The 18,938-nt window shown below is 52.2% G+C and carries 16 protein-coding genes; 11 read left to right on the top strand and 5 right to left on the bottom strand.

The window, feature by feature from the left end; all coding sequences use genetic code 11:
- Positions 1 to 18 precede the first annotated feature (18 nt).
- The 5 genes from ACQZQY_RS17960 to ACQZQY_RS17940 all read left to right on the top strand — a co-directional run bounded on the left by ACQZQY_RS17960 (position 19) and on the right by ACQZQY_RS17940 (position 5,240).
- Positions 19 to 1,416, top strand: coding sequence for a glycoside hydrolase family 1 protein (locus ACQZQY_RS17960; RefSeq protein ID WP_431296135.1), 1,398 nt, complete (start codon positions 19 to 21; stop codon positions 1,414 to 1,416).
- An 85-nt stretch (positions 1,417 to 1,501) separates the two neighbouring features.
- A complete protein-coding gene (gene licT / locus ACQZQY_RS17955; protein WP_431296134.1) occupies positions 1,502 to 2,350 on the top strand; it encodes a BglG family transcription antiterminator LicT in 849 nt (282 codons plus the stop codon).
- Positions 2,351 to 2,580: 230 nt separating this feature from the next.
- Positions 2,581 to 4,062 carry an L-asparagine permease gene (gene ansP / locus ACQZQY_RS17950; RefSeq protein ID WP_056769517.1) on the top strand — a complete coding sequence of 494 codons (1,482 nt, stop codon included), beginning with the start codon at positions 2,581 to 2,583 and terminating at the stop codon, positions 4,060 to 4,062.
- A gap of 174 nt (positions 4,063 to 4,236) precedes the next feature.
- Complete coding sequence (locus ACQZQY_RS17945) at positions 4,237 to 4,434, top strand: hypothetical protein (RefSeq protein WP_056769520.1); 198 nt, start codon at positions 4,237 to 4,239, stop codon at positions 4,432 to 4,434.
- Positions 4,434 to 5,240 carry a hypothetical protein gene (locus tag ACQZQY_RS17940; protein WP_122094910.1) on the top strand — a complete coding sequence of 269 codons (807 nt, stop codon included), beginning with the start codon at positions 4,434 to 4,436 and terminating at the stop codon, positions 5,238 to 5,240. Before ACQZQY_RS17945 ends, ACQZQY_RS17940 begins: the two co-directional genes overlap by 1 nt.
- Before the next feature lie 20 nt (positions 5,241 to 5,260).
- On the opposite strand, the gene ACQZQY_RS17935 is transcribed toward ACQZQY_RS17940, so the two are convergent.
- The 3 genes from ACQZQY_RS17935 to ACQZQY_RS17925 all read right to left on the bottom strand — a co-directional run bounded on the left by ACQZQY_RS17935 (position 5,261) and on the right by ACQZQY_RS17925 (position 8,761).
- Positions 5,261 to 5,950 (bottom strand): fumarylacetoacetate hydrolase family protein, encoded by a 690-nt coding sequence (locus tag ACQZQY_RS17935; protein ID WP_431296133.1) that lies wholly within the window; start codon positions 5,948 to 5,950, stop codon positions 5,261 to 5,263.
- Positions 5,951 to 6,152: 202 nt separating this feature from the next.
- Positions 6,153 to 7,097, bottom strand: a complete 945-nt coding sequence (locus ACQZQY_RS17930; protein ID WP_431296132.1) for a hypothetical protein — start codon at positions 7,095 to 7,097, stop codon at positions 6,153 to 6,155.
- A gap of 245 nt (positions 7,098 to 7,342) precedes the next feature.
- The gene (locus ACQZQY_RS17925; RefSeq protein WP_431296131.1) at positions 7,343 to 8,761 is read right to left on the bottom strand and encodes a PLP-dependent aminotransferase family protein; all 1,419 of its coding nucleotides are present in this window, start codon (positions 8,759 to 8,761) and stop codon (positions 7,343 to 7,345) included.
- A 168-nt stretch (positions 8,762 to 8,929) separates the two neighbouring features.
- Between ACQZQY_RS17925 and ACQZQY_RS17920 the strand changes: the two genes are divergently transcribed.
- Entirely contained in the window at positions 8,930 to 9,202 is a 273-nt protein-coding gene (locus ACQZQY_RS17920; protein WP_056769531.1) for a DUF1127 domain-containing protein, read from the top strand.
- A gap of 43 nt (positions 9,203 to 9,245) precedes the next feature.
- Here ACQZQY_RS17920 and metG read toward each other — a convergent pair whose 3' ends face one another.
- Entirely contained in the window at positions 9,246 to 11,276 is a 2,031-nt protein-coding gene (gene metG, locus ACQZQY_RS17915; protein WP_136375907.1) for a methionine--tRNA ligase, read from the bottom strand.
- A 161-nt stretch (positions 11,277 to 11,437) separates the two neighbouring features.
- On the opposite strand from metG, the gene apbC reads away from it, so the two are divergent.
- The 4 genes from apbC to asmA all read left to right on the top strand — a co-directional run bounded on the left by apbC (position 11,438) and on the right by asmA (position 15,852).
- Entirely contained in the window at positions 11,438 to 12,550 is a 1,113-nt protein-coding gene (apbC, locus tag ACQZQY_RS17910; RefSeq protein ID WP_431296130.1) for an iron-sulfur cluster carrier protein ApbC, read from the top strand.
- Positions 12,551 to 12,696: 146 nt separating this feature from the next.
- Positions 12,697 to 13,338, top strand: a complete 642-nt coding sequence (gene udk / locus ACQZQY_RS17905; protein ID WP_056769536.1) for a uridine kinase — start codon at positions 12,697 to 12,699, stop codon at positions 13,336 to 13,338.
- Positions 13,339 to 13,376: 38 nt separating this feature from the next.
- Positions 13,377 to 13,958 (top strand): dCTP deaminase, encoded by a 582-nt coding sequence (gene dcd, locus ACQZQY_RS17900; RefSeq protein ID WP_056769537.1) that lies wholly within the window; start codon positions 13,377 to 13,379, stop codon positions 13,956 to 13,958.
- Positions 13,959 to 14,001: 43 nt separating this feature from the next.
- Positions 14,002 to 15,852: an outer membrane assembly protein AsmA gene (gene asmA / locus ACQZQY_RS17895; RefSeq protein ID WP_431296129.1), complete on the top strand. Its 1,851-nt coding sequence runs from the start codon at positions 14,002 to 14,004 to the stop codon at positions 15,850 to 15,852.
- A gap of 59 nt (positions 15,853 to 15,911) precedes the next feature.
- On the opposite strand, the gene ACQZQY_RS17890 is transcribed toward asmA, so the two are convergent.
- Positions 15,912 to 17,501: a TerC family protein gene (locus ACQZQY_RS17890; protein ID WP_431297207.1), complete on the bottom strand. Its 1,590-nt coding sequence runs from the start codon at positions 17,499 to 17,501 to the stop codon at positions 15,912 to 15,914.
- A gap of 462 nt (positions 17,502 to 17,963) precedes the next feature.
- Between ACQZQY_RS17890 and galU the strand changes: the two genes are divergently transcribed.
- Complete coding sequence (galU, locus tag ACQZQY_RS17885; RefSeq protein ID WP_056769545.1) at positions 17,964 to 18,851, top strand: UTP--glucose-1-phosphate uridylyltransferase GalU; 888 nt, start codon at positions 17,964 to 17,966, stop codon at positions 18,849 to 18,851.
- The last annotated feature ends 87 nt before the right edge of the window (positions 18,852 to 18,938 follow it).

The following is an 18,938-nucleotide window of genomic DNA, read 5'->3' as shown; positions in this document are numbered from 1 at the left end:
CAGAGCCAGGAGGTTCATATGAATAAGCAATTCCCAAACGGTTTTTTATGGGGCGGCGCAGTGGCAGCCAATCAGGTAGAAGGTGCATACCTGACCGACGGTAAAGGATTGTCTACCTCAGACTTGCAGCCGCAGGGCGTTTTCGGTCCGGTGCAGGAGCGTGTGGAGGGTGATTTCGGCGTCAAAGACGTGGCGATCGATTTCTATCACCGCTATCCGGAAGATATGAAGCTGTTTGCCGAAATGGGTTTTACCGTTCTGCGGACGTCAATTGCCTGGACGCGTATTTTTCCGCAGGGTGATGAAACGCAACCAAACGAGGCCGGGCTGGCCTTTTACGACCGCCTGTTTGATGAGATGGCAAAATACGGCATTACGCCGCTGGTGACGCTTTCTCACTACGAAATGCCTTACGGGTTGGTAAAAAAACACGGTGGCTGGGGAAGCCGCGACACCATCGGCTTCTTTGAAAACTACGCGCGCACCGTATTCAGCCGTTACAAAGATAAGGTCAAATACTGGCTGACGTTCAACGAAATCAATATGTCGCTGCACGCACCCTTTACCGGCGTGGGCTTGCCGGAAGACAGCAGCAAACAGGAAATTTATCAGGCAATCCACCACCAGCTGGTTGCCAGCGCCAAAGCGGTAAAAGCCTGCCACGAGATTATTCCTGATGCCAAAATCGGTAACATGTTGCTTGGCGGTATGCTCTACCCGCTGACCTGCAAACCGGCAGACATGATGGAAACGCTGCAACAGAACCGTGACTGGTTATTCTTCGGTGACGTTCAGGTGCGCGGTGCGTACCCGGCCTATATGCCGCGTTTCTTTAAAGATCGCGGCATGGAAATCATCATCACCGCGGAAGACAAACAGGCGCTGAAAGAAACCGTCGACTTTATTTCTTTCAGTTATTACATGACCGGTTGTGTGACCACCGATGCAGAGCTGAATGTCAAAGCGCGCGCCAATATATTGAACATGGTGCCAAATCCGCATCTGGAAAGTTCAGAATGGGGCTGGCAGATTGACCCGGAAGGTTTGCGCTTCCTGATGAATGAGTTGTATGACCGCTATCAGAAACCGTTATTTATTGTTGAAAACGGCCTGGGTGCGCGCGATAAGCTCGAAGCAGACGGCAGTATCAACGATGATTACCGCATTCAGTACATCAACGACCATTTAGTTCAGGTGCGTGAAGCGATTGAGGACGGCGTGGAAGTGATGGGCTACACCAGCTGGGGGCCTATCGATCTGGTGAGCGCGTCGAAAGCTGAATTCTCCAAACGCTACGGGTATATCTACGTTGACCGCGACGATCAGGGCAATGGCTCGCTGGAACGTCGCCGTAAGAAAAGCTTCTTCTGGTATACCGAGGTGATTAAATCTCACGGTGCATCGTTTAAATCCTGATATTATCAGGCAGATCCGTAGACAGCGGCAGACAAAACCTGATCATCCGTACGGATGGTCAGGTTTTTCTTTTCAGGGAGTTAGAATGAAAATCGCCAAAATACTCAATAATAATGTGGTGGTTGTCGTTAACGAACAGCAACGCGAACAGGTGGTCATGGGCTGCGGGCTGGCGTTTATGAAAAAAACGGGAGATGAACTCGACGACAGTAAAATCGAGAAAATCTTTGCGCTGCAAAATGATGAACTGGTTGCCCGCCTGACCGAGCTTTTATCCCATATTCCGATGGAAGTGATGACCACCTGTGATCACATCATCACGCTGGCGCGCACCCGTCTGGGCAAATTACAGGAAAATCTGTATATCGCGCTGACCGATCACTGCAATTTTGCCATCGAACGGCAGAAAAAGGGTGTGCCGATCAGTAATGCGTTGCTGTGGGAAACCCGCCGTCTGTACCCGAAAGAATATGCGCTGGGGCTCGACGCGCTGGAGATCATTGACCGCCGCCTTGGCGTTCGCCTGCCGCCCGACGAGGCGGGATTTATTGCCCTCCATTTGGTGAATGCTCAGCTTAACGGTGAAATGCCGGAAGTGGCGCAGATCACCCGCGTCATGCAGGAAATTCTTAACCTGGTGAAATACCAGTTGCGGCTCGAATATGACGAAGAATCGCTCAGTTATCAGCGGTTTGTCACCCATCTCAAATTTTTCGCACAGCGTATGCTGAGCCGTACGGTAGTGGCTGACGACGACATGACGCTGCACGTGGCGGTGAAAGAAAATTACCCGCAGGCATGGAGCTGTGCCGAAAAGATTGGCGATTACCTGAGCGCGCAATATCAGCGTGAGCTGACCACGGAAGAGGTCATGTACCTGTCAATTAACATTGAGCGGGTCAGAAAAGAGAGCCTGCCAAAAGAGACATCCTGACCGCACGTATCCACAAAATTCGTCCTGCGAAATATGAGTGATAACAATTTTTAGTGACGTTTTTTTTGCCTCGGTAAGTGAGAACAGGTAGCATCCTTCGCCGTTATTGCTTGAAAACAGTTCCGGCTAAAAAAATACAGTGGATAAACCACGTAAACGTCCAGGCTTGCAATCGGTTGCTTGCCCTATAAGACGTCCAGGCGAAGGTCATTTTTGGAGAACAAGATCGAATGAAGTCTCATAAAAAGTCGGCAGAGGCCAAACGCGCTGCTAAAAGACGCTGGTTGGATTCGCACGACGACGGGTATCACAAAAGCATGGGCAATCGTCAGGTTCAGATGATTGCTATTGGCGGCTCTATCGGTACCGGTTTGTTCCTCGGTGCAGGCGCACGTTTGCAGATGGCCGGTCCGGCATTGGCGATTGTTTACGCCGTGTGCGGTATTTTCTCTTTCTTTATCCTGCGTGCGCTTGGCGAACTGGTGTTACACCGTCCGACCAGCGGCAGTTTCGTTTCTTATGCACGTGAGTTTCTTGGCGAAAAAGCGTCTTACGTTGCTGGCTGGATGTATTTCCTTAACTGGGCGATGACCGGGATTGTCGATATCACCGCAGTGGCTCTGTATATGCACTATTGGGGAACCTTCGGTGATGTTCCGCAATGGATGTTCGCGCTGGGCGCACTGGCGATTGTCGCCACCATGAATATGATTGGTGTGAAGTGGTTCGCCGAAATGGAGTTCTGGTTCGCGCTGATCAAAGTCGCGGCCATCGCCATCTTCCTGGTGGTCGGCGTTGTATTCCTCGGTACCGGTAAGGAACTTGATGGCAATTCGACCGGCCTGCATCTGATCACAGATAACGGCGGAATATTCCCGCACGGCCTCTTGCCGGCGCTGGTGCTTGTACAGGGCGTGGTCTTCGCCTTCGCTGCGATCGAACTGGTCGGGACGGCGGCGGGCGAAACCAAAGATCCTGAGAAAGTGCTGCCAAAAGCCATCAACAGCGTGATCTGGCGTATCGCCTTATTCTACGTGGGTTCGGTGGTGCTGCTTGTGCTGCTGCTGCCGTGGAATGCCTATCAGGCGGGGCAAAGTCCGTTCGTGACTTTCTTCAGCAAACTGGGCGTACCTTACATCGGTACCATCATGAACATCGTGGTGCTGACGGCGGCGCTGTCGAGCCTGAACTCCGGGCTGTATTCCACTGGTCGTATCCTGCGTTCTCTGTCTATGGGCGGTTCTGCGCCGAAATTCATGTCGAAAATGAGTGCGCAGCAGGTGCCGTATGCGGGCATTCTGGTTACCGTTGGGATTTATATTATCGGCGTCGTGCTGAACTACTACGTGCCTTCGCAGGTGTTTGAGATTGTCCTGAACGTCGCCTCTCTGGGCATCCTCAGTTCATGGGCATTTATCATTGTCTGCCAGATGAAGCTGCGTACCGCCATTAAAGAAGGCCGTGCGAAAGACGTGTCCTTTAAAATGCCGTGGGCGCCGGTGACTTCCTGGCTGACGCTGGCCTTCCTGGCGAGCGTGCTGGTGCTGATGGCGTTTGACTACCCGAACGGTACCTACACCATTGCGACCATTCCGGTGCTGATCATTCTGCTGGTGCTGGGCTGGATAGGCCTGCGCAAACGCGCTGCTGAAGTCAAACAAGCGCAGGACGCACACGAAGAAGCACATCATGACGGCGCAGAAGTGAAGTAATTCCTTCCGGGTACTGCTGTGATAAACGACCAAGGGCTGCCCGCAAAGGCGGCCCTTTTTATCATTGCGGCTTTTTAAACCAGCACAAGTAATTATTCCTAAACTGCCCGGCATTTGTCCCTTTTTCCCCATCAGTTGACTAGTCTTAGGTCTTTGCAAAGACAAGAGAGACGCATGTTTAAGATCCTGCTACAAATTTTTTCCAGCCCTGAAAAGTTTTTAGGGTTGTTCAGCGCTGCCGATATTGAAAATACGCTTGAAGAAGGGGAGCGCATTTTGATTGACGAAAATGGCACCGCTTCGGTTAATCCTGCCAATCAGGAGATGCAGGAAGACTTCGCCCGTCACGTCAAACGCATGAGCGTGTTGTAATGGCAACGGCGGTATTTATGGTGTTAATGGTCTGCGGGTACTGGTACACCACCCGCGACATCTCATCTCGTTTCAAACTCAAACGCACGTTCGGCTGGGATGTCTATTTCCTGGTGGCGCTGTACGGCTGCATATTTGTCTTACAGGGCGTACTGGTGATTGCACTGGTGTATCTGGCGCTGTGGGGCATTTCCACCGTGGTGAACTGGCTGCCTGAGCTGTCGCATTTACATCAGGATGTGCACTACCACCGTGATTTTATCAACTGGAGTTTCCTCGGGATCCAGGCGCCGGTGGTTATTATGCTCGCGGTGTCGGTGATGCTGTGTTTGATGCGCACGACCTGGTCGCAGGGGTTACGGCTCAACACCGCCGGACGCAAGGAGCTCTACAAGCAACTGACGCGCGCCAACGGTGTGGAAGGCATTTTGTACCAGTGTATGGAGCAGGGCGACATGGTGTTCATCACTTTGCAATCGCGCCGGGTCTATATCGGCATGGTGCATACTGCACGATGCGAAACGTCCTCCTCCGATAATGTCGTGGTGATCCCGATGGTCAGTGGCTATTGCGACAAGGACACGCTCGAACTTCGTGTGGAACACAATTACGCCCGCTATTACAGCGAACATGGCATCACGCCGGTATCGAAGCCGGTGGATGCCCTGAATTTTCGCAAAGTGATCCTGCTCAGCCAGATTGAGACGTTGTCGCTGTTTGACCCGGCGAGCGCCTGTGCGTTTGAGAAGCTGATCCCGCTGATCGAAGAAGATATGCAGAAGAAAATCGGGGAAAAGGACGCCTGAGATCAGGCGTCCGGTTATCTTCAGGCCATTGTGAAGCTGAAATCGCTCAGGCCTTCAATGCCGCCGGTGATCACATCACCGCGCTGCACGGCACCGACGCCTGCTGGCGTTCCGGTGTAAATCAGATCGCCCGGCTGCAATTCAACGGCCTGCGACAAATAACTTATGACATCTGCCACTTGCCAGATTTGATCGCTCAGATCACCGCGCTGGCGCTTCTCTCCGTTGACGTCCAGCCAGATTTTACCCGACGCAGGATGACCGGTCTGGCTGACCGGCAGCAGCGGGCTGGCGGGGGCTGAGGCATCAAATCCTTTTGCGAAATCCCACGGCCTGCCCATTTTCTTCGCCTGTGCCTGAAGATCACGGCGGGTCAGATCGACGCCCACGGTATAACCCCAGACGTGCGAAAGAGCATCGGCGGCGGCGATATTTTTACCGCCTTTGGCGATGGCGACCACCAGCTCGACTTCGTAATGCAAATCTTCCGTCAGGCCTGGATAGGGAACGCTGCCGCTGGCAGGCACAACCGCATCGGCAGGTTTGGAGAAGAAGAAAGGCGGCTCGCGATCGGGGTCGTGACCCATTTCGCGGGCGTGCTCAGAATAGTTACGTCCAACACAGTAGACGCGGCGTAGCGGGAAACGTGCACTCTGGCCTTCAACGGCCAGAGAAGGCGTTTGAGGTACGGCAATTACAAATGCGGTCATCGTATTCACTTCACAAAGTTAACGTATTGTTATATTTGCAAAGCACATCCCGGTTGACCAGCAAATTGTTGTTACTGGTCAATGTCTGACGGTCACGATGTGTAACGCGCCCCCGGCTCATCGTCATAAAAAACAATCAGCTGCTGTGTATTCTTGAAAGCCGGGACACGACGGGGAAGATCCCTGACGCGTGATTTGCGGTTTAACGGGATTTATTCACCATCAATTCATTTTCTCTCTGAAGTACCTTCAGGCAGTTTTCCCCCCGGCGATGCAGCCTGAGCAGTGCAGTTTGCGTTTTTTGATAGTACGCGGAGAGCGCATTTGTGCTGGCATCGGGGAAGGGCATGGCGCAGAGGATATCGGTTTCAATATTTCCTTCGGCCACTTTGAGGACATCGCCCGGATTCTGGCTGAGCGCTGTCGCCAGTGCGGGCATCAGCATCGTGTGGGTTTGCGGATCTGTCACATTGACCAGGGCATCGGCAATCATCAGCCATTCGCGATCCCCTTGTGAAATCCCGTCCTGCAGGGTCTTTCTGCTGGCAACGGAGAGTGAACTGGCGACCTTTTCAGCACCGTTTTTCTCCATCGCAGCCCACAGCAGAGCGGGCGTAATTTTCTGCCGGTTTAATGAAAAATTCTGCTGATCCTGGGCGGTGGTTCTTATTTTCCCAAAGGCTTCATGCAACTCATTGAGGCAAGATTTTCCCTTTTCTCCCATATTTTTCAGTGCCGGTTCGGTCAGACGATAATAGCGTGCGAGATAAGCATCTGCTTCACCGGGGAAAGGCAGCGTACAGACCTTTTCTTTACCCGGCAAACTGGCGGATGCGGGATCGGACAGGGCGCTGATGACGTTTTTCGGATCCTTTGATAAGGCCCGTGCCAGCGCTTCGACGAGGGTACTGGCGTTGCCTCCCTCAATCCCCGGTGCGATTTCCGGTACCAATTTTAACCATTCAGGATCGGCCTTTGTAATACCGGACGTCAGTGTTTGAAATTCTTGTTCATTCAGATGGCTGATGGCCTGTGCAGCGCCGATTTTCTTGACGGAATCATGAAGTGTTTGTGGTGTTACTGATGAAGCATATGCCGTGGTGGCGAGAGGTGCGCACAGAATCAGCGCAGTCATGAGGTGTTTCATATCCAATTCCTTTGGAAGTTTTTATTGTTTTATTCGCTGTGCAACCCGTGCCGGGCGTTGGGCAAGATATAAGCTTCGGAGGAAACGCTTTATGCGCTATATCAACCTGAGGTGAGAAAAATCCGAGCCCGAGAAACAGGCCACGGATTTCGGGGGTGAGAAAATCACCAACGTCTTTTTATTGGGGTGCGCAGGGTTTCAGGGCTGACAGTCTCGGATGATCAGCCTTGGCGCAGTCATGACGTTCAGCTTTCTTCGAGCATCTGCGAAACCAACATCCCTACCCGCTGTACCGCACGTTCGGTTTTTGCCGTCAGGGGCTGGGCGTAATTCATCCGCAGGCAATTGCGGTATTTTCCCGATGCGGAAAATATCGAACCGATGGCGATCTGCACGTTATATTCTTCCAGCATTCGGTTTAGCCGCAGCGTATCAATACGCTCATCCAGTTCTATCCACAGCAAAAATCCCCCCTGAGGACGGCTGACCCGCGTTCCGCAGGGGAAATACTTCATGACCCAGTCGGTCATTACGCACAGGTTTCGCTGATACTGATTGCGCATACGGCGCATATGTTGCAGATAGTGTCCCTGTTTGATGAAGTCGGCGATGGCAATTTGTGGCAGCGTCGCGGAGGCGCCGGTGGTGATGTATTTCATGTGGATGGCGCGGTCATGATAGCGGCCCGGTGCAATCCAGCCGACACGCAAACCGGGCGCCAGCGTTTTCGAAAACGAACTGCACAGCAGAACACGGCCATCTTCATCGAAAGAGGTGATGGTGGCGGGGCGGGGATACTGATACGCCAGTTCGCCATAGACGTCGTCCTCGATAATCGCGAGATCGTAACGCTGTGCCAGACGCAGTAAGCCTTTTTTGCGATCATCCGGCATGTTGTAGCCGAGCGGGTTATTGCAGTTAGGCGTCAGCTGTATCGCTTTGATGGGCCACTGTTCAAGCGCCATCTCCAGCGCTTCAAGGCTGATTCCGGTGACCGGGTCGGTAGGAATTTCCAGTGCTTTCATGCCGAAGCCTTTCAGGGTTTGCATTGCACCGTGAAAACTCGGGGAATCGACCGCGACGATATCGCCATGTTCGCACACGGAGCGGATGGCGATCGACAGCGCCTCATGACAGCCGGTGGTGATCAGGATATTGCTGGCGTCCATATGGCTGCCGCTGTCGATCATCAGCCGGGCGATCTGCTCGCGCAAATCTTCCGAGCCGTAGATGCTGTCGTAATGAAATGCGTTGAGATTCTGATGCTGACCGGCGCGCCCCATCAGGCGACTGAGCGGTTTGAGCGTCGGTGCGGTAACATCCGGAGAGCCGCGCCCGAGTTGCACCACGCCGGGACGATGCGGGGAAGTGATGAGGTCCAGCACCTGATCCCACTGTGAGATCTCAACGGGTCGTTGTGCCGGGCGGCATCCCGAGGGCAGGGCGGCCTGTATACGCGCGCCTTTCACAAAGTAGCCGGATTTAGGGCGCGCTTCCACCAGCTGTTTCTCTTCCAGCACGCGGTAAGCCTGCTGAACCGTACTCACGCTGACGCCATGCTCACTGCTCAAAACACGCACGGAGGGCAGACGGATCCCGGCGGGATACAACCCCTGTTCGATGCGGTCACTCAATACGCTCGCCAGATTTTCATAACGGTTCATTATCTTTTCCTCAACCTCGGCGCAAACAAAACAGTACAGATGCATACAATCTAACCCCGTATCTGTGATTGGATCCAGATCTGTATGGTTGAAATACTAAAAAACTGAATCTGTAATGTTTTTGCCGTTTATCCGATCCTGTTGTCAGGTCTTTAACGGGAGAAGAATATGAAAAATATCATTGAAGAACGTCAGTTTGCAGGGTGTGAGGCAAGGGTTTGTGCGGATGTCGGGGTGGCTGAGCGTGCAGTACAGATGCCGGTTAAAAAAGGCGGATGGTTAAAACAGTTGTTTGCCGTGGTACATGGCTGGAATGAGCGCCGGGTCAGCCGCAAAATTTTACACGGACTGAGTGCGGATCAGCTGAAAGATATCGGGCTGGCGAAATCGGATATCGACAGAGAATATCCACGCAGTGTATGGCCGAACTGGCCGAAGTGATTTAACGTCCTCCCCCTGACGGGGGAGGCGTCGTCATACGTTCTTATTTCACCTGCATACCAGGCTGTGCACCGGAGTCCGGGCTGAGCAGGAAGATCTCTTTCCCGCCAGGGCCAGCCGCCATCACCATTCCTTCAGAAATACCGAAGCGCATTTTACGCGGTGCGAGGTTAGCGACCATGATGGTCAGACGGCCTTCCAGCGCTTTTGGATCAGGATAGGCAGAGCGAATGCCGGAGAAAATCTGACGCGTCTCGCCACCCAGATCCAGTTGCAGGCGCAGCAGTTTGTCCGAACCTTCCACGAAATCTGCGGTTTTGATCAGCGCAATCCGCATGTCCACTTTAGCGAAATCATCAAATGTGATGGTGTCCTGAATCGGGTCATCCGCCAGCGGACCTGTTGCCGGCGCTTTCGCTGCCGCAATGTCTTCTTTTGATGCATCAACCATCGCGGCCACTTTATCCAGCTCGATACGGTTAAACAGCGCTTTGAACGGATTGACCTGATGCGACAGTAAAGGCTGTGCAATGGAATCCCAGCTCAACGTGGTGTTAAGGAAGGCTTCACTGCGCTCTGCCAGCGATGGCAGAACAGGTTTCAGATACGTCATCAGCACGCGGAACAGGTTGATACCCATTGAGCAGATAGCCTGCAGGTCGGCGTCGCGGCCTTCCTGTTTCGCCACAACCCACGGTGCCTGCTCATCCACGTAACGGTTTGCCAGATCGGCCAGCGCCATGATTTCACGGATAGCACGGCCAGATTCGCGGCTGTCATACGCCTGCGCAATACTCTCAGCGGCATCGGTGAAGGTTTTAAACAGGGCTTCGTCAGCCAGTGTATCCGCCAGTTTTCCGTCGAAACGTTTGGCGATGAAGCCAGCGTTACGGGAAGCCAGATTGACCACTTTATTGACGATGTCGGCGTTCACGCGCTGCACGAAATCTTCCAGATTCAGATCGATATCATCAATACGGGAAGACAGTTTGGCGGTGTAGTAATAACGCAGGCAATCGGCATCCAGATGGTTCAGATAGGTGCTGGCCTTGATGAATGTACCGCGGGATTTGGACATCTTCGCGCCGTTCACCGTCACGTAACCGTGAACAAACAGATTGGTAGGCTTGCGGAAGTTGCTGCCTTCCAGCATGGCTGGCCAGAACAGGCTGTGGAAATAAACGATATCTTTACCGATGAAGTGATACAGCTCGGTCGTTGAATCTTTCTTCCAGAATTCGTCGAAGTTCAGATCGCCGCGACGGTCGCAAAGATTCTTAAATGAACCCATGTAACCGATAGGCGCATCCAGCCAGACGTAGAAGAATTTGCCCGGCGCATCCGGAATTTCGAAACCGAAATATGGCGCATCACGGGAGATATCCCATTGTTGCAGACCGGACTCAAACCATTCCTGCATTTTGTTCGCGACCTGCTCCTGCAATGCACCTGAACGGGTCCACGCCTGTAACATCGCGCTGAATTCTGGCAGATCGAAGAAGTAGTGCTCGGAATCACGCATGACCGGTGTAGCGCCAGACACCACGGACTTTGGCTCGATCAGTTCGGTCGGGCTGTAGGTCGCACCGCAGACTTCACAGTTATCGCCGTACTGGTCGGGCGATTTACATTTCGGGCAGGTGCCTTTGACGAAACGGTCAGGCAGGAACATGCCTTTCTCCGGATCGTACAATTGAGAAATGGTGCGATTCTTGATGAAACCGTTTTCTTTCAGACGGCCATAAATCAGCTCGGACAGCTCACGGTTTTCATCGCTGTGCGTGGAGTGATAGTTGTCATAGCTGATGCCAAAGCCGGCGAAATCTTTCTGATGCTCCTGGCTCATTTCGGCAATCATCTCTTCCGGCTTGATACCGAGTTGCTGTGCTTTCAGCATGATCGGCGTGCCGTGCGCATCGTCCGCACAGATGAAGTGCACCTCATGGCCGCGCATTCGCTGGAAACGAACCCAGACGTCAGCCTGGATGTGTTCGAGCATGTGACCAAGATGGATGGATCCGTTGGCGTACGGAAGTGCACAGGTTACCAAAATTTTTTTCGCGACTTGAGCCATAGTAAGAGCTTGCTTTCTGTTGTTGAAATCAGGGGTATTGATGTTAACCGAAAGCGCCGCCCCGCGTAAACAAACGGGGGATCTCTACATCTCTTCTGTTATGCTATTTAGAGAATAAGTCGTTTAATAAATAGTCTGACAACCCCTTTCAAGGAGCCGGGATGACATCTCAATCCCCACAGCAGACCACCCCCGCGGGGCTGCGCGCACTAGTGACCGGCGTACTGGCCACCTTCCGCCATTCCACTCTGCAAAAAGATCTCAACGCCATTAAAGCACTGCATCACTGCGTGTTAATGGATGAGGTTTTGCATATCGATCTGACGCTGCCCTTCGCCTGGAAAAGCGGTTTCGAAGTATTGAAAGATGAAACCAGCGGCGAACTGCTGCGCGTGACGGGTGCATCCGCCATTCAGTGGAACCTGCGCCACGACATCGCCACCATGAAACGGGCCAACGAGCAGCCGGGCATTAAAGGTGTGCGTAATATTCTCGCGGTCAGTTCGGGGAAAGGCGGCGTAGGGAAGTCCACCACCGCAGTCAATCTGGCGCTGGCGCTGGCGGCCGAGGGTGGAAAGGTCGGTATTTTGGATGCCGATATCTACGGACCCTCAGTACCAAACATGCTGGGCACCGAAGATGAGCGCCCGACATCGCCGGATGGTGTGCATATGTCGCCCATTATGGCGCACGGGCTGGCTACGAATTCAATTGGTTATCTGGTTACCGATGAGAACGCCATGGTCTGGCGTGGCCCGATGGCCAGCAAAGCATTGATGCAGATGTTGCAGGATACGCTGTGGCCGGATCTGGACTATCTGGTCATCGACCTGCCACCGGGTACCGGTGATATACAGCTGACGCTGTCGCAAAATATTCCTGTTACCGGCGCGTTGGTTGTCACCACGCCGCAGGACATCGCGCTGCTCGACGCGATGAAAGGTATCGTGATGTTCGAGAAAGTGCATGTGCCGGTGTTAGGCATTATCGAAAATATGAGCATGCACGTTTGCAGCAATTGCGGTCACCACGAACCGATTTTTGGCACCGGCGGGGCACAACGGCTGGCAGAAAAATACCGTTGTGAATTGCTGGCACAATTGCCGTTACACATCTCGCTTCGTGAGGATTTAGATCGCGGTGAACCGACGGTGGTGTCTAACCCGGAGAGTGAATTTACAACGATTTACCGTGAACTGGCGTCAAAAGTCGCATCACATCTGTTCTGGAAAGGCGATGCAATTCCTACAGAAATCGCTTTCCGCGCAGTTTAATCTCTCAACTCTGCGATTTATTGCCTGATGTCAGCGATTACACAGCCTTAACGCTGGCATCAGGCGCTGTCTTGAACTTATAATTGGCGCGTTCAAAGCACACGTCTGTGCTTGCCTTCCAACTTCCAAATCAGGTCTTTAATTTTATGTCTGACAAATTCCATCAGTGTGTCATCGTAGGTATCGCTGGCGCATCTGCTTCGGGAAAAAGCCTTATCGCCAGTACGTTATACCGTGAACTTCGTGATCAGGTAGGCGATGAGCACATCGGGGTGATCCCTGAAGATTGCTACTATAAAGACCAAAGCCACATGACCATGGAAGAGCGGGTCAAAACCAACTACGACCATCCAAGTGCGATGGACCACAATTTGCTGTTTCAGCACTTACAGGCGCTGAAATCAGGCCAGGCAATCGAATTGCCGAGCTACAGCTTTATTGAGCACACACGGCTTGCCGAAACGGTGACGCTGAAACCTAAGAAAGTCATCATTCTGGAAGGGATCCTGCTGCTGACTGATGTGCGTCTGCGCCAGGAAATGAACTTCTCCATCTTCGTGGATACGCCGCTGGATATCTGCCTCATGCGCCGCATGAAGCGTGACGTCAATGAACGTGGCCGTTCAATGGATTCCGTGATGGCGCAGTATCAGAAAACCGTCCGCCCAATGTTCCTGCAATTTATCGAACCCTCCAAACAATACGCAGACATCATTGTGCCGCGTGGCGGCAAGAACCGGATTGCGATTGATATCCTCAAGGCGAAAATCAGCCAATTCTTTAACTAATCGCGGATGCAGCCGTAGAAAACCATACCGGAGAAACGATGAGACTTTGCGATCGAGATATAGAAGCCTGGCTGGACAGTGGCAAATTAGGCATTTCCCCGCGTCCGCCTGTCGAACGTATTAACGGTGCTACAGTAGATGTACGTCTGGGTAATGGATTTCGCGTTTTCCTCGGGCACAACGCAGGTTTTATCGATCTGAGTGGCCCGAAGGACGAAGTCAGTGCTTCTCTCGATAAAGTGATGAGTGATGAGATCGTCCTGCCGGAAGGCGAGGCGTTCTTCCTTCATCCGGGCGAACTTGCGCTGGCCGTGACGTTTGAAACCGTTTCTATTCCCGACGATCTGGTCGGCTGGCTGGACGGGCGTTCCTCCCTCGCACGTCTGGGGTTGATGGTTCACGTGACGGCACACCGTATCGATCCGGGCTGGCAGGGACGCATCGTGCTGGAGTTCTATAATTCAGGTAAATTGCCACTGGCGCTGCGCCCGGGCATGTTGATTGGTGCATTGAGTTTCGAGCCGCTTTCCGGCCCGGCGGCACGCCCTTATAACAGCCGTCAGGATGCGAAATATCGCGACCAGCAAAGCGCGGTTGCCAGCCGTATTGATGAAGACTGATTCAGCTTTTTATCCGCAGGTCGGATAAAAACGTGAGGAAGGCATGAGAAGACTACTGACGACACTGGTTATTTTACTGGTGGTTATCATTGCCGGCATGACTTCGCTGGTATTTCTGATCAATCCAAACGACTTCCGCCAGTACATGGTGGAGCGGGTTGAGATGAAAAGCGGTTATCAGCTCGCGATTAACGGTCCGTTGCGCTGGCATGTCTGGCCTCAGATGAGCATTATCGCAGGGCAAACCTCCCTGACTGCGCCGGGTGCGAAAGCGCCGGTGGTCAGCGCGGAAAACATGCGGCTGGACGTCAAACTTTGGCCGCTGCTTTCTCATCAGCTTGCGGTAAAACAAGTGCTGCTGAAAAATGCGGTTGTGCGGTTAACGCCTGACAGTGAAGAAAATCAGCCCGGCGCGCCGGTTGCCCCTTCCACCCCGACGCCAGTGGCGCCGGCAGCACCCGATCTTGAGGCTGGCTGGAAATTTGATATCGATAAATTGAGCATCGTCGACAGTTTGCTTATCTGGCAGCGTGGCAACGATGATCAAATTAATGTCCGTGATATCAATATGGAAATGGACAAGAACGATAACCGCCAGGCCACTCTTCAGGTTTCCAGCCGTATCAGCCGCAATCAGCGCGATCTGGCATTCACCATGACTGCCGAACTGGATATGCAGCATTACCCTCAGGCCTTCGCGGCGAATATCAGCAAATTTACCTATCAGCTCAGCGGTGCCGATATTCCGGTGAAGGGCGTTCAGGGTAACGGTGCTATGCAGGCCAGTTATCAGCGCGATACGGATACCGTCAAACTGAACCAGCTGAACTTAACGGCGAACGATAATCAGATCGCCGGAACCGCATCTGCCACGCTGGGCGATAGTCCTGATTATCAGCTGAATTTAACCGCCAATAAGCTCGATCTCGATGCCCTTAGCGGCTGGCAGCCTAAAACGGATGAGACATCCGGTGAAAGTACGCCTGCTGTTACCTCAGCACCGGTTATTGCCCGTGATGTAGACAATCAACCCAATGGTTTGAGTAATCTGCAAAACTTTGATGCCAGCCTGGCGCTGAAGGTGGCAGAGTTGACCTATCGTGGTTTGAAAATTCAAAATCTGGTACTGAATGCGGTTAATCAGCAGGGTCAGGTCGGTTTATCCACCTTTAGCGGCAACATGGGCACAGGTACCTTCTCATTGCCTGGCGATATGGATGTCACCGGGAAACAGATTCAGGTTCATCTGGTGCCGGACGTGAACAAGATTGAATTGGGCGATGTTCTGACCGCCTATGGCCTGCCAAAAGCGCTGACCGGGAGCTTCTCACTCAAAGGTGACGTAAATGGCAAAGGGCTTTCCGCCGCAGATTTCGCGCGACGCTGGCAGGGAGAAGGGCAACTCTCAATGGATAATACGCATCTGAATGGCATTAATATTCAGCAGCTTATCCAGCAGGCCGTTGCCCGCAGCAGCGACAAGGTTCAGGGGCTTGAGCGTTATGATCATTACAGTCAGATCGATACGCTGAGAGCTCAGGGACAACTTGCCGCGGGTACCTTAACGCTGAAAAATCTTGAAGGTCAGTCGCCGATGGTGACAGCGAAAGGTAACGGCACCATTGACATGGCAGATCAGCAGGTTGACATGAACTTGCTCATCCGTGTGACCGGTGGCTGGAAGGGTGACAGCAATCTGATTAATACACTGAAAACCACCGATATCCCCCTGCGGGTCTACGGCCCATGGGCTCAGATGGGTTATCAGTTGCAGGTTGATCAGGTGCTGAGACAGACGCTGGAACAGAGCGCGCGCAGCGCGATTCAGAACTGGATAGATAAACGTAAAGACAGCAAAGGAAATGACGAAGTACAAAAGCTTCTGAATAAGTAATGTCTTACGAATAAAAAACGGGTGCCTTAACAGGGCACCCGTTTTTTTTACAACAATGATTAAACTTCGTAGTCGTTGTCGTTTTGCGGCTTCAGTGATGTGATTTTCACTTTCAGGATCCGGTGACTGCTGACTTCCAGTGGCTCGAACAAATAATCATAGATGGAGATCTGCGCGCCCACCTGCGGGATGCTTTGCGTATGCTCCATCAGCAGCCCCGCCAGCGTATGGTATTCACGTTTCTCGTCAACAGGCAGGGCGATATACATCACCAAATCTTCAAGCGGCATATAGCCATTGGCGATCCAGGTACCGTCGTCCAGTTGCTGAATGTCATGGCGTGCGTCAGGGGTTTCATCCGACTCCGGCAGATTCCCGGCGATGGTTTCCATCACATCCGTCAGCGTCACAATGCCTTCAACGGAACCGAATTCATCGACCACGAAAGCAAAGTGCGTTTTGGCCTGACGGAACTGTTCGAGGGCCATCAGCAAAGAAAGTTGTTCGGGGAAGATCAGCGGTTGACGAATCAGCGCTTTAAGGTCGAGTTCATTTTGTAACAATTGCTGTTTCAGCAGATCAACCACGTGAACCACGCCCAGCGGTTCATCTGTTGAGCTGTCTTCTGTCACCAGAATACGCGTATGCTGATTATTGGCAATTTGCTGCGTTAACACGTCAACCGGGTCATTTAGCTCAAGGTTGTCGACATCATGGCGCGAGGTCATCACGCTGCTGACTGTGCGCTGTCCGAGCCCCAGAACGCGTTCAATCATGTGACGTTCCTGTTGATTGAAAATCGCATCCTCTTCATTTGTGCTGTCGGCAATCATGCCCGAGGAATGTGCATCCAGTTCCGCTTCTTCATGCTTACCGCGCAGAACACGCAGAACCGTCTCGGCAGTACGTTCACGCAATGAACGGCGAGAGGACAAAAAACGTCGACGGTTAAACTGTGCCAGTTGGTTCAGGCCTTCAATGATCACCGAAAAACCAATTGCAGCGTAAAGATAGCCCTTAGGGATCGCATAGCCGAAGCCTTCCGCAACCAGACTGAACCCGATCATCAGCAGGAAGCTAAGGCACAAAATCACAATAGTCGGATGCGCATTAACAAAGCGCGTCAGCGGACGACTTGCCAGCAACATCAGACCCATGGCGATACATACCGCAACCATCATCACGGCGAGGTGATCGACCATCCCGACGGCCGTGATGACCGAGTCCAGCGAGAAGACGGCATCGAGCACAACAATTTGCGCGACAACGGGCCAAAATTTTGCCCCACTATGTTGCTGAGTTTGCTCTTCGTCTTTCCCTTCAAGCCGCTCATTTAACTCCATCGTGGCTTTGAACAGCAGGAACACACCGCCGGTGAGCATGATCATGTCTCTGGCACTGAATGCATGGCCCAGCACCGTCAGAAGAGGGCGGGTGAGTGTAGACAGCCAGGAGATCGAGGCCAGCAACAGTAACCGCATCACTAATGCCAGTAAAAGCCCGGTGACACGCGCCTTGTCGCGTTGCTGACGAGGAAGTTTTTCCGCAAGAATGGCGATAAAAATGAGATTGTCTATGCCCAGAACAATTTCGAGTACTACCAGGGTAGCCAGCCCGGCCCAAATCGACGGATCGGCGATCCATTCCATATTACTTTTTTCACCTTTAGTCACACGGCGGTTGCCGCACGTTGAATAATGGGCGCCAGAGGAGGAAAATTCAAATCTAAAACAGTAGCGTACCCCTCATGATGGGAGGATTAGCACATCAGGGACCGCTAAGTTAGAGTGGTTAAACCAAATGATTTGTAATGCAGCAAATTGTGATGATAAAACCGCCGAACAGGTTCAACATTCCTAATTTTGCGTCTTAGGCTTACCGTTTGGTGCTGCTTACTGGTATCGTAATCACATATACAGAATATGTATTTGATGTTCCGGGTGAGCAGTATGGTCCCCTAAATGACATCACAGGGTCTATACTCACGGAAGAAAATATCGTGCTGGGTAATAAGTTTGCATTTACATTTTCAGCCTGGTGAACTACCTGACTTGCTTTGGTGCTAACTGACTGAATTTAAACACAATAGGTTTCAAGGAGTATCCTTTACAATGTTAAAAGCTGTCATCCCTGTTGCCGGTCTGGGCACACGCATGTTGCCAGCGACGAAAGCAATTCCAAAAGAAATGCTGCCTATCGTCGATAAGCCTTTAATCCAGTACATCGTTAATGAATGTGCTGCAGCGGGCATCAAAGAAATTATTTTGGTTACGCATTCCTCCAAAAATGCGATCGAAAACCACTTCGATACCTCATTCGAACTGGAAAGCATGCTGGAAACACGCGTCAAGCGTCAGTTGCTGGAAGAGGTGCAGTCCATCTGTCCTAAAGGTGTGACCATCATGAACGTGCGTCAGGGGCAATCCAAAGGTCTGGGTCATGCTGTTCTGTGCGCCAAGCCATTGATTGGTAATTCACCTTTCGCAGTTATCCTGCCAGACGTTCTGATGGACGATTCCACCAGCGATCTGCGCAAAGATAACCTTGCCGCTATGCTGACCCGTTTTAAAGAAACCGGTAACAGTCAGGTTATGGTTGAAGAAGTGCCGGAAGAAGACGTCTCTAAATATGGCGTTGTCGATTGTAACGGCGTTGAGGGTGAGCCAGGTAAAAGCACACCAATGACGGCAATCGTTGAAAAGCCAGAGCGTAAAGATGCGCCATCCAACCTGGCTGTCGTAGGACGTTATGTTTTCTCCGAAGATATCTGGCCGCTGCTGGCGATCACACCTTACGGTGCAGGTAACGAAATTCAGCTGACAGATGCAATTGCACTGTTGATGAAGAAAAAGACCGTTGAAGCTTTCACTATGACCGGTCGTTCACATGACTGTGGCGATAAGCTGGGTTACATGAAAGCCTTTGTGGAGTACGGCGTGCGCCATAACTCACAAGGTGATGCTTTCAAAGCCTGGCTTAAAGAGTTTGCTGGCGAGTAATTTACTGACTTTTGTATTTCTGAAAGCACCATTTTTATGGTGCTTTTTTATGAGCGAAGAGACCCTGCTTGTGAACATGACCGCACA

It is taken from the genome of Rahnella sp. PAMC25559 (genome assembly GCF_050632365.1).
Classification (GTDB): Bacteria; Pseudomonadota; Gammaproteobacteria; order Enterobacterales; family Enterobacteriaceae; genus Rahnella; species Rahnella rivi.
This window is presented reverse-complemented; position numbering and strand designations above follow the sequence as displayed.